This window comes from Gilliamella bombicola (assembly GCF_900094945.1).
Taxonomy (GTDB): Bacteria; Pseudomonadota; Gammaproteobacteria; order Enterobacterales; family Orbaceae; genus Gilliamella; species Gilliamella bombicola.
In genome coordinates this window covers 53,703-69,004 of the sequence record NZ_FMAQ01000003.1, presented here as the reverse complement: position 1 = coordinate 69,004, position 15,302 = coordinate 53,703, and the positions used below count along the sequence as shown (strand labels likewise).

The 15,302-nt window shown below is 36.9% G+C and carries 15 protein-coding genes; 5 read left to right on the top strand and 10 right to left on the bottom strand.

Translation table 11 applies throughout. From position 1 onward, the window contains the following. Positions 1-41: 41 nt before the first annotated feature. The 4 genes from GA0061081_RS04195 to GA0061081_RS04180 all read right to left on the bottom strand — a co-directional run bounded on the left by GA0061081_RS04195 (position 42) and on the right by GA0061081_RS04180 (position 2,632). Complete coding sequence (locus tag GA0061081_RS04195) at positions 42-731, bottom strand: hypothetical protein (protein WP_091347367.1); 690 nt, start codon at positions 729-731, stop codon at positions 42-44. Positions 732-794: 63 nt separating this feature from the next. Next, complete coding sequence (locus GA0061081_RS04190; protein WP_091347365.1) at positions 795-1,121, bottom strand: hypothetical protein; 327 nt, start codon at positions 1,119-1,121, stop codon at positions 795-797. A gap of 22 nt (positions 1,122-1,143) precedes the next feature. After that, a complete protein-coding gene (locus GA0061081_RS04185; protein WP_091347363.1) occupies positions 1,144-1,452 on the bottom strand; it encodes a hypothetical protein in 309 nt (102 codons plus the stop codon). Positions 1,453-1,663: 211 nt separating this feature from the next. Then, entirely contained in the window at positions 1,664-2,632 is a 969-nt protein-coding gene (locus GA0061081_RS04180) for a helix-turn-helix transcriptional regulator (RefSeq protein ID WP_167349297.1), read from the bottom strand. Positions 2,633-2,721: 89 nt separating this feature from the next. Here GA0061081_RS04180 and radC point away from each other — a divergent pair, with 89 nt between their 5' ends. Together radC and GA0061081_RS04170 are read left to right on the top strand one after the other, a co-directional pair. After that, positions 2,722-3,195, top strand: a complete 474-nt coding sequence (gene radC / locus GA0061081_RS04175; RefSeq protein WP_091347360.1) for a RadC family protein — start codon at positions 2,722-2,724, stop codon at positions 3,193-3,195. A gap of 144 nt (positions 3,196-3,339) precedes the next feature. Continuing rightward, the gene (locus GA0061081_RS04170) at positions 3,340-3,744 is read left to right on the top strand and encodes a helix-turn-helix domain-containing protein (protein WP_091347358.1); all 405 of its coding nucleotides are present in this window, start codon (positions 3,340-3,342) and stop codon (positions 3,742-3,744) included. Between the two features lie 870 nt (positions 3,745-4,614). Here the strand turns inward: GA0061081_RS04170 and ilvA are convergent. The 5 genes from ilvA to ilvG all read right to left on the bottom strand — a co-directional run bounded on the left by ilvA (position 4,615) and on the right by ilvG (position 11,066). Beyond that, entirely contained in the window at positions 4,615-6,159 is a 1,545-nt protein-coding gene (gene ilvA, locus GA0061081_RS04165; protein ID WP_245176378.1) for a threonine ammonia-lyase, biosynthetic, read from the bottom strand. A 1-nt stretch (position 6,160) separates the two neighbouring features. Further along, the gene (gene ilvD / locus GA0061081_RS04160; RefSeq protein ID WP_091347354.1) at positions 6,161-8,011 is read right to left on the bottom strand and encodes a dihydroxy-acid dehydratase; all 1,851 of its coding nucleotides are present in this window, start codon (positions 8,009-8,011) and stop codon (positions 6,161-6,163) included. 119 nt (positions 8,012-8,130) lie between these two features. After that, entirely contained in the window at positions 8,131-9,060 is a 930-nt protein-coding gene (locus GA0061081_RS04155) for a branched-chain amino acid transaminase (RefSeq protein WP_091347353.1), read from the bottom strand. A 95-nt stretch (positions 9,061-9,155) separates the two neighbouring features. Then, a complete protein-coding gene (gene ilvM, locus GA0061081_RS04150; RefSeq protein ID WP_091347351.1) occupies positions 9,156-9,386 on the bottom strand; it encodes an acetolactate synthase 2 small subunit in 231 nt (76 codons plus the stop codon). Positions 9,387-9,389: 3 nt separating this feature from the next. Next, positions 9,390-11,066 carry an acetolactate synthase 2 catalytic subunit gene (ilvG, locus tag GA0061081_RS04145; RefSeq protein WP_091347349.1) on the bottom strand — a complete coding sequence of 559 codons (1,677 nt, stop codon included), beginning with the start codon at positions 11,064-11,066 and terminating at the stop codon, positions 9,390-9,392. Between the two features lie 448 nt (positions 11,067-11,514). Here ilvG and GA0061081_RS04140 point away from each other — a divergent pair, with 448 nt between their 5' ends. The 3 genes from GA0061081_RS04140 to GA0061081_RS04130 all read left to right on the top strand — a co-directional run bounded on the left by GA0061081_RS04140 (position 11,515) and on the right by GA0061081_RS04130 (position 13,987). Further along, complete coding sequence (locus tag GA0061081_RS04140) at positions 11,515-11,958, top strand: hypothetical protein (protein ID WP_091347347.1); 444 nt, start codon at positions 11,515-11,517, stop codon at positions 11,956-11,958. A 368-nt stretch (positions 11,959-12,326) separates the two neighbouring features. Beyond that, on the top strand, positions 12,327-13,214 hold the full coding sequence (locus GA0061081_RS04135; protein ID WP_091347345.1) for an SDR family oxidoreductase: 888 nt from the start codon (positions 12,327-12,329) through the stop codon (positions 13,212-13,214). 143 nt (positions 13,215-13,357) lie between these two features. Further along, the gene (locus GA0061081_RS04130; protein WP_091347343.1) at positions 13,358-13,987 is read left to right on the top strand and encodes a YtxH domain-containing protein; all 630 of its coding nucleotides are present in this window, start codon (positions 13,358-13,360) and stop codon (positions 13,985-13,987) included. A 78-nt stretch (positions 13,988-14,065) separates the two neighbouring features. Here GA0061081_RS04130 and GA0061081_RS04125 read toward each other — a convergent pair whose 3' ends face one another. Beyond that, positions 14,066-15,274, bottom strand: coding sequence for an aminotransferase-like domain-containing protein (locus GA0061081_RS04125; RefSeq protein ID WP_091347341.1), 1,209 nt, complete (start codon positions 15,272-15,274; stop codon positions 14,066-14,068). Between the last annotated feature and the right edge of the window lie 28 nt (positions 15,275-15,302).

Here is a 15,302-nt window from a genome sequence, read left to right as displayed (position 1 = left end):
TTTTAATATTTCTATAAATATGTGTGGATTAGAAAAGGATATTAAAAATCTTCATTTGATTGATTTTGAACGTTTATAAGTTGTTTTTTAGGTAATGTAAAATTTACACCTAAACAGATATTATCATCTTCATCTGACACAACAACGAGTTCGGCTTGTCTTGCTGTATCAGGCATTCGGTGAAGTAATGACATATAATTATTGACTTTTCCAAGAACACCTTGCACAGAATCATTGTCGATAGCAATAATATTTAACGATGTAGAATGAGAAATAGCATCTAGCCAAAAATCCTCAAAAGCTTTCTGAGTGGCATTTTGACCTTTTTCTTTTATGATAGATACAAAGTCAATACTGTTGGAATCATGTGTACCATAAACAATAGAAAAGTTTTTGCCTATCGCAGCCAGTAATGTCCATAGTTTATTACCGTTGGCATCAGAATCTGTTTCAAGGTAAACAGATTCTAAAAGATTATTTTGGTTAAAAATAAGTATCATTGTCCATTGAAAACCGAGAAAGCTTTGGTTGTAACTTATCAGCTGATTTTGATTGTCTGGATCTTGTTCAGTGTTATATTGCTGCATTACTTCATTTTTAGGCATATTGTAATACAGGTTTTTGTATAAAGGTGTTTTGGCCGATGAATAGGGGGTGTTATCGGCACAAACGGTAAGAGTGGTAAAAATTAGCCAACAAAAAACTAATAAATGACGTACGTTATTTTTCATATTATTCCTTTCAGCTTGATATTTAGTCAATTAATAAGATCCTACTTAGGATCTTATTAATAATCATCTAATAAAAATTGTAAATATTCGAGTGATGACTGTTAAACTTATAAATATTAATGATATGATTTTCCATATATTTTTATTATTTTCATTGGTTGTATTATAGACAGCAAATAACGTGGTTATTGACCAAATGATAATCATAATATTGCTACTAAATAGTCCTGAACTTGAACGTATAAACTTATCAACGATTGTAATTACAACGATAGGAAGGAACCAAAACAGCCAAAATGTTTTTGCAAGCCCATATTCACCTTTAATATATTTAATGTGTGAAGAAATGCTTTTATTTTGTTGTTCTTTTATTTTATCTAGTAATGACATGCTATATTTCCTTTTTAATTAGTTAGTTAACAATTTTAACAAAAAAATAGTTTTTATTTTTTTTGTCTAAAAATACAGAATATTTAACAGGAAATGATCCATTACCACCAAAAGAAACGTTTGCTTGGCATAAGTATCTCTTTTGTTCTTTATCTTCGTTAAGCGTTAATTGATCGCTAATGTTAATAAAAGAAAATTGACCACCACCTTGTTTTGTTATTATTTCATTCAATAGTTTTTTTGCATCTTTGCTATCACAGCTAGGTGGCATACCATCCCCACAACCTGTTAAAAAAAAACCTAATATTGAGATATATAGTAATTTCTTCATCGTTTTTTCCTTTTTATGAATGTTAAAAATTTAATTGTAGACTAGTTATTTTTTAAAGTCCATAATTGGATTTAAATTAAATTTAAAATCTATTAATGGAATTTATTGTTAATAACTAGTTTGATTATATTAATAATGATATGTGTCAAGATCTGACATAGAAAAGAATAATTTTTACTATTACGTGATGTATTTGTTTAGTTTATTTTCGCTACTCTTCATCAAACCAATCCCAAAAATCAACGGGTTTAATGACTTCCACCATATCGCCCCACATATATAAATACCAAGACATTTCAAGGGCGCCGCCAGCTTTAAATTTAATGGTTATTGATTTATCTTTATTTTCGATCATAGTTTGAGTTGGGTGGAAGACATAATGTTTAACTTCTTTTGCCACTTCAGGACTAAAACGCCACTCCACATCAAAAGGCTTCTCTTTAAAGACACCGAACATATCTTGACAGTAATCAGTTAAATTAAATGAATCGGGGAGCTTATAACTAAGTTCTAAAATATTAATCTGTTCTATATTATGCAAAATAAAATGATGGATCTGTTGTCCATAATAGTTATCGCTGTGTCTTGCTAAAAGGTAATGATTTCGTTCACTATATAAAATTCCGTAAGGCTCTAAAGTGTTATGGCTATATTTTCCACTATTTTTGTTGTAGTACTTTATTTTTATTTGTTTTTTATTAAGCAAAGCGTTTCGTAATGCATTGAGTATTTCTGCATCTAAATGAAACTGAGGACCAGGACGAAAGGCTAATCCTTCAATTTTCAATAACGCTTCTGTTTCATCTTCAAGGTTTCTTTTACGTTTTTGAGATTGTAATAAATTCTTAATTTTCGTTTCTAAACTAACCAGTGATTTAGCTTGCTCGTGTAAATTATGTTGTTCTAAAAAATTCACACTAGCCTGCAAGGCTGAAAGCTCTTGCGGGGAAAAAGTAAAAAGCGCATTCATCTGTTGAGATGAAATCCGCCATCGCTTGCAGCGCCCATTTGTTGAATACTCTTCCATATTTGGAAAATAATCACGCAATCCAGCACACATACGTTGTGCTGTTCGTAGTGAAACGTTATAACGCCGTTGGATCTCATCTAACGATAATCCTTCAGCACTATTTTGCAATTCGAAAGCAAGATCAAATAAATCCCATGATTTTTCGTACATTTTTATTTCCCTACACATTTATTAAATATGACAAAATCTGTCGTTATTTTATATTAAGATAAACAATAATAATAACAAAGTAGATATTTATGATGATAATCAATCAAAAAGACTTAGCTATAATTAATCAAGCAAAAAAAGTCATGAAAAAATATATACAAGTAGGGAAAAAGATATCCACAATAGATCATGTTAAGGATTATTTTATATTTCATTTAGGATTATACGATTACGAGGCTTTTTGTGTTTTGTATTTAGATAGTCAAAATAGAATTATTGCATTAGAGGAGCTATTTCGTGGCACTATTAATGAGTCAAGCGTTTACCCTCGAGAAATTATAAAGCAGGTATTATATCACCAAGCAATGGCCATCATTTTGGTTCATAATCATCCAAGTGGCGATAAAGAGCCTAGTTTATTGGATATCTCAGTAACCGCTAAAATTAAAAATGCATTAGCGTTTATTGATGTTATCGTATTAGATCATTTGATTGTTGCTAAAGATAACGTTATTTCACTAAAGGAAAATACAAAATATAACTTGATGAATCTGTTTAATTGATATTTAGCTGACTATCTGACGATTAAAACATCAAAAAATCCATTAATGGAATTTATTTGTTTTTTTAATCCTAAAAAGGTATTTAATTATTATTTTAATCTCAGACAATGATAATCATGATTTTTTATATTAGATATTTCCAGCATGGTAAAACTTGCAGCGTCAAATACAGATAAAATAGTCGGTAAACGAATACAACTGCGTCGTAAAGAAATGGATTTGACCGTTGCTCAACTTTCCGAAAAAATTAACTTATCTCCACAACAATTAGCGCGTTATGAAAGAGGTGAAAATAAAATCAACTTCGATCATTTTGTTAAAATTGCAGAACACCTAAAAACACCAATAAGTTGGTTTTTTATTGATTTTGATACCTATCTTAATGGTTCGGTATTAAATAATAAAATAGGTGAACAGCAACAAAGTTATGAAACGAAATATACCGACAAACAACATAATGATCTTGATGTCCGCTTATTGCAACACTGGCGACAATTATCAATCGAACAAAAACGAGCATTTATACTATTTTTAGATACCTTAAAATAAACCTAAATAATATAATGAAACAAAAAAACTAGCGCCTAATTATTCAATAGGCTATAGTCTTGGTGCTTTTATAGTAAGTTTTCATTTGTTGTATGAGTAAGCAATCATAAAAAAGATAAATAAAACATAATCGTAATCGGCAGGCGAAACGTAATGTGCTATAATTTTAAGCACATTAGCACAAGCAAACTTATGTCTTAAATCATTCCAAACACTTAATCAACAAAGGTCAAAACGTCCGAAACCACCGCACTTAATTTATTCTATTCACCAAAGCAAAAAAGGCCTGATTTTCCGCCCAAAAATTGGTCAGTAAAGGTATTGATTTTATTGAAGTTTTTTCTATCTGTTTTTTAACAAAAACCGCCTTATAAAAACACAATAACCCATCCCAAAAACGATGATTATGTTATTTGTCCTATTCCGGCGTTAGAATGTGCCGACAACAGAGTGAGGTCAGCACGCCAAACAGGGATGTTTGCGTCGGGAACGCATCACAAACGGTGCGTTAAGACCGAGCGCCGGCGTCGGACAAATTTGTCTGGAACAAATTTGAACATCTGAGCACAGCGAAGATGGCCTCGTAGAGGCGAGTATCAGGATGATACGAGTAGTGCCGCAGGCCACATTCTGCAGCCAAAGCGTGGGTTGTCAGGGAATTCGCTTTAATTCCCTGACTCGGACGTGGTCACGATAGCTATTTTGTCCACCCAAGGTCAAAACGTCCGAAACCACCGCACTCCATTTATTCTATTCACCAAAACAAAAAAGGCCTGATTTTCTGCCAAAATCGGTCAGAAAAGGTATTGATTTTATTAAAGTTTTTTCTGGCTGTTTTTTTAACAAAAACTGCCTTACAAAAACACAATATCACTTCCCTTGATTTGTCAAAAACAATTGAAGCGATGGATTTTGTGTTTCATTATGAAAACCATAACCCAGTTCGGTCAAATGTTCATCAAATTCACTATTACTATTTTCACTAATTTCAAACGCGGCAAGCACTCGACCATAATCGGTGCCATGGCTACGATAATGGAACATTGAAATATTCCAATTAGTGCCTAATGTTTGTAAAAATTTAAGCAAAGCGCCTTGTGATTCTGGGAATTCAAAGCTGTACACTTGCTCTTGTAGTGGTTTGCATGGTTTGCCGCCAATCATGTAGCGTACATGCAGTTTTGCCATTTCGTCTTCGGTTAGATCGACAACTGGGTAACCTGCAGCAGTAAGCTCTTGCATGATGTCATCTTTTTCGTTGCTTTGTGCTATTTTGATACCGACAAAGATGTAAGCAGACTTTTCGTCATGATAGCGGTAATTAAATTCAGTCACTGAGCGCCCACCAAGAAGTTGGCAGAATTTTAAGAAGCTACCTTTCTTTTCTGGGATTGTGACGGCTAAGAGTGCTTCGCGTTTTTCGCCAAGTTCGCAACGTTCTGATACATAGCGTAAGTTGTGGAAATTTAAGTTCGCTCCCGATAATATGTGAGCAAGGTTTTCGCCACTGATGTTGTACTGTTCTACGTATTTTTTTAGCCCTGCTAGTGCAACAGCGCCAGATGGTTCGGCGATTGCACGGACGTCGTCAAACAGGTCTTTTACTGCGGCGCAAATTTCGTCGCTATCGACGGTAATAATATCATCAATATATTGTTGGCAAAGTCTGAATGTTTCATCACCAATTCTTTTGACAGCCACGCCTTCGGCAAAGAGTCCGACACGCTCTAAATCAACAGGATGACCTGCATCTAATGCGGCTTTTAAGCAAGCGGAGTCTTTAGGTTCGACTGCAATAACTTTAATTGATGGCATGATTTGTTTAATTAATACTGCAACACCCGCAGCAAGGCCACCCCCGCCCACGGGTACAAAAATACGATCAAGTTTGGCATTTTGTTGTAATAATTCCATGGCAATACTACCTTGCCCAGCAATTACCAGTGGGTGATCAAACGGTGGAATAAAGATGCGTTTTTGCTCTTTTGCAAGTTCCATGGCTTTGGCTTTGGCTTCGTCAAAATTGGCGCCATAAAGGAGTACTTCGCCACCAAAGCTTTTGACTGCTTCAACTTTGATATCGGCAGTTGTTAGTGGCATGACGATTAAAGAACTGATTCCTAATTTTGTAGCCGAAAAAGCCACTCCTTGCGCATGGTTGCCAGCCGATGCGGCAATAACGCCACATTTGCGTTCTTCTTCACTTAAGCTGGCTATCATGGCTTGTGCACCACGGATTTTGAAACTGTGGACGAGTTGACGGTCTTCGCGCTTGACAAAAATTTGGTTGTTTAATCGTGTTGAGATTTTTTCCATCTTTTCAAGCGGGGTGACTTCGGCCACGTCGTATACGGCGCTACAGAGTGTTGCTTTTAAGTAATCAGCACCAGTAAGCTTGTTATTTTGTTGTTTCACGTTAACCACCTAGTTTGCTTTTATCACGAACGGCACCTTTATCTGCACTTGTTGCTAAACTTGCGTAAGCTTTTAGTGCATAAGAGACATAGCGATCGCGATTATGAGGGGTAAAAGCTTTGTCGCCACGGGCAAGTTCGGCTACTCGGCGGCGTTCAAGTTCGTCTTCTGGGACTTTTAATGATAATTTGCGATTTGGAATGTCAATATCAATAATATCTCCATCACGTACAAGACCAATTACACCACCATTTGCAGCTTCTGGTGAGATATGGCCAATAGATAAGCCTGAAGAGCCACCCGAAAATCTGCCATCGGTAATCAGTGCGCAGGCTTTGCCAAGCCCCATTGATTTTAGGTAGCTTGTTGGGTAGAGCATTTCTTGCATACCGGGGCCGCCTTTTGGACCTTCGTAAATAATGACAACTACATCGCCAGCTACCACTTTGCCTCCTAAGATGGCATCAACAGCATCTTCTTGGCTTTCAAATACTTTGGCAGGTCCTTGGAAAATTAAATTTTCAGCAGCAACGCCTGCGGTTTTAACTATTGCGCCATCTTGTGCAATATTGCCATAGAGCGTTGCAAGCCCGCCGTCTTGACTATAGGCGTGAGCTTTATCGCGAATACAACCATTTACACGGTCATCGTCAAGTGAATCCCAATAGCAATCTTGCGAGAACGCCTTGGTTGTGCGAATGCCAGCAGGTCCACTGCGATACATTTTTTTGACCGCTTCGTTGCTGGTTTGGGTGATATCGTATTGGGCAAAAGTTTCTTGCAACGATAAGCCTAGTACGTTGTGAACGTTACGGTTGAGTAGGCCAGCTTTGTCTAATTCAGACATGATTGAGACAACCCCACCTGCGCGGTGTACATCTTCCATATGGTATTGGGCTGTACTTGGTGCCACTTTGCATAGGTGTGGAACTTTGCGTGATAGTCTGTCGATATCTGACATGGTGAAGTCGATTTCGCCTTCTTGGGCTGTTGCTAGCAGATGTAAAACAGTGTTGGTCGATCCCCCCATGGCGATATCTAATGACATGGCGTTTTCATAAGCGGCTTTGGTTGCGATAGCGCGCGGTAGGTAAGATTCGTCATCATGCTCGTAATAGCGTTTGGTAATTTCAACAATACGTTTTGCCGCTTGTAAAAAGAGTTGTTCACGTTGTTTGTGGGTAGCAACTAATGAGCCATTGCCCGGTAGTGAAAGCCCTAATGCCTCCGTTAAGCAGTTCATGGAATTGGCGGTAAACATGCCTGAGCAAGATCCACAAGTTGGGCAAGCTGATTCTTCAATTGCTTTGCTATCTTCGTCACTAACATTGGGGTTAGCACTTTGGATCATGGCATCGACCAGATCTAATTTAATAATTTGATCGGAAAGTTTGGTTTTGCCTGCTTCCATTGGGCCACCAGATACAAATATGGTTGGGATATTTAAACGAAGCGAGGCCATTAACATGCCGGGGGTGATTTTGTCGCAGTTTGAGATGCAGATCATGGCGTCAGCACAATGCGCATTAACCATATATTCAACAGAATCAGCAATAAGTTCACGCGATGGTAATGAGTACAGCATACCACCATGCCCCATGGCGATGCCGTCATCAACGGCGATGGTGTTAAATTCTTTGGCAATACCACCTGATGCTTCAATTTGTTTGGCGACAAGTTGACCAATGTCTTTTAGATGGACATGCCCAGGTACGAATTGGGTAAATGAGTTGACCACCGCAATGATGGGTTTACCAAAGTCTTCATTTTTGACGCCAGTTGCACGCCATAATGCACGAGCTCCAGCCATATTTCGACCTTCGACTGACGTTGCTGAACGATATTTAGGCATTTCTTGCTCCCAAGTTTTTATTATGTAAACGATTTAGTTTTGTCTCGAAAATAAATCGGTATAGTTAATTTGATGTTTAAAACAAATCCCCACTAAGCTAGTTAGTGGGAGTGATTTTTTTATTTAACTGGATCTAACCAACCATATTTATCTTCGGTTTTGCCATTAAATAAGCCAAAGAATGTTTGTTGGATTTGTTTGGTGATTGGACCACAGCGACCAATGCCAATTTGAATACGGTCAACACTACGTACTGGCGTGATTTCGGCCGCAGTGCCTGTCATAAAGACTTCGTCAGCTAAATAAAGTGATTCACGAGATAGTGTTTGTTCGCGTACTTCAATGCCAATGTCGCGCGCTAGCGTTAATACTGCATCACGTGTGATGCCAGGTAGCGCAGAAGATGAAAGAACTGGCGTGTATAAGATACCGTCTTTAATGATAAATAGGTTTTCGCCAGCACCTTCAGATAGGTGACCATGTACATCTAACGCAATACCTTCTTGGAAACCATTGGCTCGTGCTTCAGAACCAATTAATAATGATGATAAATAGTTACCACCTGCTTTAGCCGCTGCAGGAATGGTGTTGGATGCAACACGGTGCCATGATGAGACCATTGCATCAATACCTTGGTCTAAGGCCTCTTCGCCTAGATAAGCACCCCATGGGAATGCGGCAATCATGACATCGGTTTGATAACCAGCAGGAGGATTTACTCCCATGCCAACATCACCAACAAAAACTAATGGACGGATATAAGCACTTTTTAAATTATTTTTTTTGATAGTTTGGCGAGTCGCTTCCATGATCTCTTCAAGCGAATAAGGTACAGGAAAACGATAAATCTTGGCTGAGTTTAATAATCGTTGAGCATGTTCTTTGTGGCGAAAAATAGCCGGCCCTTTGTGTGTGTCATAACAACGGACACCTTCAAATACCGATGTGCCATAATGTAAGGCGTGTGACATGACGTGTACTTTGGCATCTGCCCATGGAACCATTTCGCCATTAAACCAAATATAATCCGATTTTGCTGTAGAACCCATTTTGTTTTCCTCTTAATTTTTATTTGATAAGCATCTATTTTGCTTTAAGTATTTTTTAACTTGTTATTAAATAATAAGTTGTTTTTAATTTTTTATTATTCAATCGCAATGACATCTTCTAATTTTGCGACTTGATTTTGTAATGTCGAAAGCGTTCTTTCGGTGGTTAATTTTAGTGTCATTATCAATGTGTTGTTTTCGATTGTTTGCATTTGCATTGATTTGATATTCCCACCACGATGACGGATTACGCGTAATATTCGTTCTAGCGTTCCTAAATTATCATGCGCTTTTATAGTCAATTGATATTGCGTTTGTTCATTCATTATTTACTCCTTACCACTTTTATCTAACATGTTTTCATTGGCAGCGCCGGGCGGTACTAGTGGCCATACGTTTTCTAATTCATCTATGCAGACATGTAACAGGTAAGGGCCCGTTGAGTTAAATAGGTTATCAAGCGCCGTGTCAATTTGTGACTTTTTGCTGATGCTTTGCCCCGGTATGTCAAACGCTTTGGCTAACATTAAAAAATCAGGGTTATCAGATAGATTTGTTTCGCTGTATCTTTCGTTAAAAAATAGCTCTTGCCATTGGCGAACCATGCCTAGTCGTTGGTTATCAATTAATACTATTTTTATTGGGAGTTGTTTGCGTTTGATGGTGGTTAATTCTTGAACGTTCATCATAAAAGAACCATCGCCCGATATGCAAATAACGCAGTCATTTGGTCTTGCCATTTGCGCACCAACAGCGGCAGGTAAACCAAATCCCATAGTACCAAGCCCACTCGATGTAATGAAGTTTTGTGGGTGAGTAAAGCGCATATGCTGGGCTGTCCACATTTGGTGCTGTCCAACATCAGTTGTGATAATGGTGTCGGTCGATTTACGTTCCGATAGTTTTTTTAATAATGCTGGCGCATAGATAGCCTCGCCCGGGTGATCGTAACGGGTTGGATGCAATGCTTTTAATTCATTAATTCTTTGGTGCCATGCTTTTATTGATACGGTTTGGTTTAGAAGCGGTAAGACTTGCTTTATGTCTCCTTGCAATCCTAAATGGGTTTGGCGTAATTTGTTGATTTCGGCTTGGTCGATATCAATGTGTAATACTTTTGCATGTCGTGCAAATTCGTTAAGGTTGCCTGTTACTCTGTCATCAAAGCGTACCCCTAGGGCGATTAATAAATCGCATTCTTGTACCGCTAAATTAGCCGCTTTGGCACCATGCATACCAATTAATCCTAAATAGTAGGGGTTATTAAGGTCAGCCACACCAAGCCCTTTTAGTGTTGATACACTTGGGATGTGTGTTAATGCCATGAAGTCTCTCAGTTCAGCTATTGCACCAGAAAGCCCAACACCACCACCAATGTAAAGTATTGGTTTTTGGGCTTGGGTGATCATTTGTTTGGCTTGGTTTATATCATCAGGCAGGATTGGATATAATTGGGTGTTATCTTGAGTTATTTTTGATAAGGATGGCGATAAATAATGTTGGTAGTCTAAATTCGCAAGCTGTATATCTTTGGGTACATCAATCAATATTGGTCCCGGCCTGCCAGCACTGGCTAAGTTAAATGCCTGCTCTAAGGTGTTGGGTAAGTCTTTGGCATCGTCAATTAAGTAGCTGTGTTTGGTGCAGGCTAGTGATAATCCTAATACGTCCACTTCTTGAAAGGCGTCAGTGCCAATAAGTTTAGTGGGTACTTGGCCTGTTATAGCAACAATTGGTACTGAATCAATTAAGGCATCGGCAAGACCTGTAATGATGTTAGTTGCACCAGGGCCAGATGTTGCAATACAAACGCCGGTTTTTCCGGTTGAGCGGGCATAGCCAATTGCCGCCATAGCCGCACCTTGTTCATGTCGGCATAGTACATGCTCGATGCCGCTATCATAAAGCGCATCGTATAGAGGCATAATTTGTCCGCCGGGATATCCAAAAACGGTGGTAATGCCTTTTTCCTTTAAGGTTTTTACTATCCACTGTGTTCCTAACATTGATACCTCACTTGTTCCTTTTTGCCCATTAATTGTTCATAAAAAAACCCCCGCTTTTTGGGAGCGGGGGTTTTTGAGTTATGTATGAACATATTTTTAATTCAAAAACGCCCCCGCGTTGGAATAATGACCACGCTGACAATAATGTTGATGAGGACGATTTTGAGTGAAAACTTCATAATGTTATTATATGGTTAAATTTTCTGTTATTTTTAAAAATTATTGTTAACAAAATACTCGTTTTAAAAAAAAGTGCAACAGTTTTTTGTCGTTTTTATTATACGGTATAAATAACATATAGAAAAATTTAAAGAAAACATTTGTTTTAGTATAAAAGTTCAAGTTTTGAGGGTTGTTTTGGTGTTTTTACTGATTTAGTATATAAATAGTAAGCATAAGTAATATTCAGAAATATTAAATATCTAAAACGTTAAAAAGAGATATCAGTATGAAAATATTGCAACTAAGTGTTTTTGTTTTTTTTAATCTATTTTTAGTAAGTTGCGATAATGTTAAGAATCCTTCGCAAAATGTGTCTACTACGGACTCGCAAAATAGCGATCTTAATGATGCTCAGAATTCAGTGATTGAACCAATAAAAAAAACGTTACCAATTGATATTGATGAGCTTACTACATTAGTGGATATATCAAGAGATCATGATACGATTAATTATACCTATAGTGTTAAAAACACACCTGAACAAGCGCTATTATTGCCAAGTACTATTGATACTATTCGTAAAAAACTACTCAAAGCGTATTGCAATAATAGTGATGAAATGAAAGAGCTAAAAAAAGATTTTCCTGATGGTGTTAACTATCACTACGATATTAATAATCAAGAAATTATAATAATTGAATTAAAATCAACAGATTGCAATAGTAATTAGCCATTTTTGACATTTACGATCACTAGCTTAGTTAATTTTAATTTGCTACACTAAATCAGGTAAAAAATTATGTAATATACATGGCTTTGATACGACTAATTTCACTGATCTCACCAAGCCCAATCAAAGTCTCCCTTAATGAATTTTAGTCTTGATTTTTAATTTATTTAAAAATTTGGAGGATGTTACTAAGTAACTGAGTTCAGTTCTAAAAACAAGAGTCCCAACCTTAAGTCATATAATTTATTAAATTTATTAATTATTTTTAATATTGATATAAGTACACATAGGAATTTGTGAGTATTAATCGATTTTATTTAAATCATATGGAAGTAGCATGAAAATATAGATTAAATTAGGAGCAAATTATGCGTAAACAAATCTATAACCCACTTACAAAATATCATCATGACAAGTTTCCAAAACAAAAACAAGTTGCACCTGCTTTACAGTGTGAAATGAATCCAATTCCTGATTGTGGTGAAAAGAGTTATCAAGGTCACGGCCGCTTAGAAGGGCGTAAAATGCTAGTTACTGGCGGTGATTCTGGGATTGGGCGTGCAGCGGCGATTGCTTATGCTAAAGAAGGTGCCGATGTGGCAATCAATTATCTTCCTTTTGAGCAAAAAGATGCTGAAGAGGTTGCTAAAATTATTGAAGCCGCGGGGCGTAAAGCCGTTTTAATTCCCGGTGATTTAAGTGATGAGGCTTTTTGTAAAAAATTAGTTGATGAAGCACACCATAAATTAGGCGGATTAGATAATTTGACATTGGTTGCAGGTAAGCAAACTGCAGTTGAAGATATTATGGAGCTTACCACCGAGCAAATTAAAAAAACTTTTGAAGTGAATGTGTTTTCACTTTTCTGGGTCACTAAAGCGGCTTTAGGGTATTTAAAACCGGGTTCAACCATCATTACAACATCCTCTGTTCAGGCTTATCAACCTAGTGGTAATTTATTAGATTATGCTGCAACTAAAACAGCTATTATCGCGTTTACTCGTGGCTTAGCTAAGCAATTAGCGCCAAAGGGCATTCGTGTAAATAGTGTGGCACCAGGTCCAGTTTGGACACCACTACAAATCTGTGGAGGTCAGCCAAGTGATGTTATCCCTGAATTTGGTAAACAAACTCCACTACAAAGAGCTGGACAACCGGTTGAGCTTGCTGGTGTTTATGTGCACTTAGCGTCAGAAGAATCAAGCTATACAACTGGCGAAACCTATGGTGTTACAGGTGGTATGCATATTAACTAATTAATATCTGTTAGCGCAAAATGGCTTGTCTAAGTCATTTTGCTGACAGTGCTAGATTTGATTAATTTATTTTAAATAAACGGACTATGATAACTTGATTCATTGTAGTCACATATAAAATAGAAAACAAAAAGGATAATAAAATGAAACTTTTTAAAGTGATCTCTTTAGCTGTATTGGGACTTTTTTTAGTTAATTGTGATAATTCAAAATCAACAGCTAATGATATGAAACAAAAAGCGCAACAAACAGGTTCAGAAATTAGCGATAAGGCCAATCAAAAGGGATCAGATGTTAGCGAAAAAGCCAAACAAATGGCTTCGGATCTTAGCGATCAAGCTAAGCAAACAAGCGCTGCCGTTAGTGATAAAGCCAAAGATTTGTATGAGCAAACAAAATCGGAAAGCGAAGAAATTATGAATAAGCTAAAAGATGGCAATTATAGTGTAGCTCAAGATTTGGTGGTTAAAGCAATTAAAACAAAACTACCTGTAGTTGTCGATCAAAACACGACTTTAGTTGATGTGTCAAAAGGTAATAATGTTATTGATTATAAATATACAGTAAAAGATATAACTAAAGATGCGTTACAAACCGAAAGCAATCAAAAAAGTGTACGCACTAATTTGCTTGGGCTTTATTGTAGTAATAATGCCAATATGAATACACAACGGTTAGTATTCCCTGAAGGCGCTAGTCATAGTTACTATATTAATAGCGAAAAAGTCTTGACGTTAGATGTAAAACCAAGTGATTGTGGTGCTAACCAATAATGGTTGATTAATGACAAGAATGTTTAATTTATTTGGTAGTAAAAGGGCTCTATTTGAGCCTTTTTTTATTGGCATGAGTTACATTATGGTTGGGCTTTCTTCTAGTATGTCTGACCAGTTGGTTATTAAATTTGCTAGGATTTTGATGCCTTGTTCTATTTTTTCCTCTGGTACTGTGACAAAAGCAAGTCGCATACAATTAGTTCGAATAGCATTGGCAAAAAAAGTTTCACCGGGTACAAAAGCGACTTTATGTTGAATGGCTTCGCTGAGTAGTTCAGTTGCATTAATATTTTTGGGTAATTCAATCCAAATAAACATGCCACCTTCAGGTTTGTTCCAAGTAACTGTGGTAGGCATGTATTTTTGTAATGCCTTTAGCATTGCTTGGCAACGGTGACCATATAATTTACGGATAGTAGGGATATGGTTATCAAGAAAACCATCTTTTATCACATGGTAAGCAATACGTTGAGTTAGGCTTGGTGTATGTAGATCTGCTGCTTGTTTTAGTTGTACTAATTTGTTGATTAATTTTTCATTGGCTACGATATATCCAAGGCGTAGTCCAGGCGCTAAAATTTTTGAGAAAGATCCCAAATAGATGGTGTTTTCTGGTGCTAGTTTATATAAGCTTGGTAAGCGGTGACCTTGATAATCTAACTCCCCATAAGGATCATCTTCGACCAATGTGAGGTTGTTACGAATTGCCTTTTCTGCTAATTGTTGTCGTCGCTCTAATGATAAACGACGTCCTGTAGGGTTTTGAAAGTTAGGGATAATATACATAAAATTGGCATCGGACGCAGTTTTGTCGTTAAGTTTTTCTGGAATAATGCCTTTTTCATCGCTTTCTAGAGAAATATACTCGGGTTCATATTGAGTAAAAGATTGTAATCCACCTAAATAGGTTGGGGTTTCAACTAGGACTTTACTTCCTTTGTCTATCAATGCTTTACCAATAAGATCTAAAGCTTGTTGAGAACCTGTTACAATTAAAACTTGATTGGGTTTAATGTTGGTGTGATCGCGACGAGATAAATATTCAGCTAACCAGATGCGTAAGGGGGCATAACCTTCGGTTGGACCATATTGCAAAGAGCCACTCATTTCATCCGCAGTAATAATGTGGTTAAAGGCATTTTTTATTTCTTGGATCGGAAAGGTATTTGGCGAAGGTAGGCCTCCAGCAAATGAAATTACATCAGGTTGTTCGGTAATTTTTAAAATCTCACGAATAGCGGAGCTTTTTAATGCTATAGCTCGGTTAGATAGTTTCCACAACATAAATACACACCTTAATTTTTGTTGATAG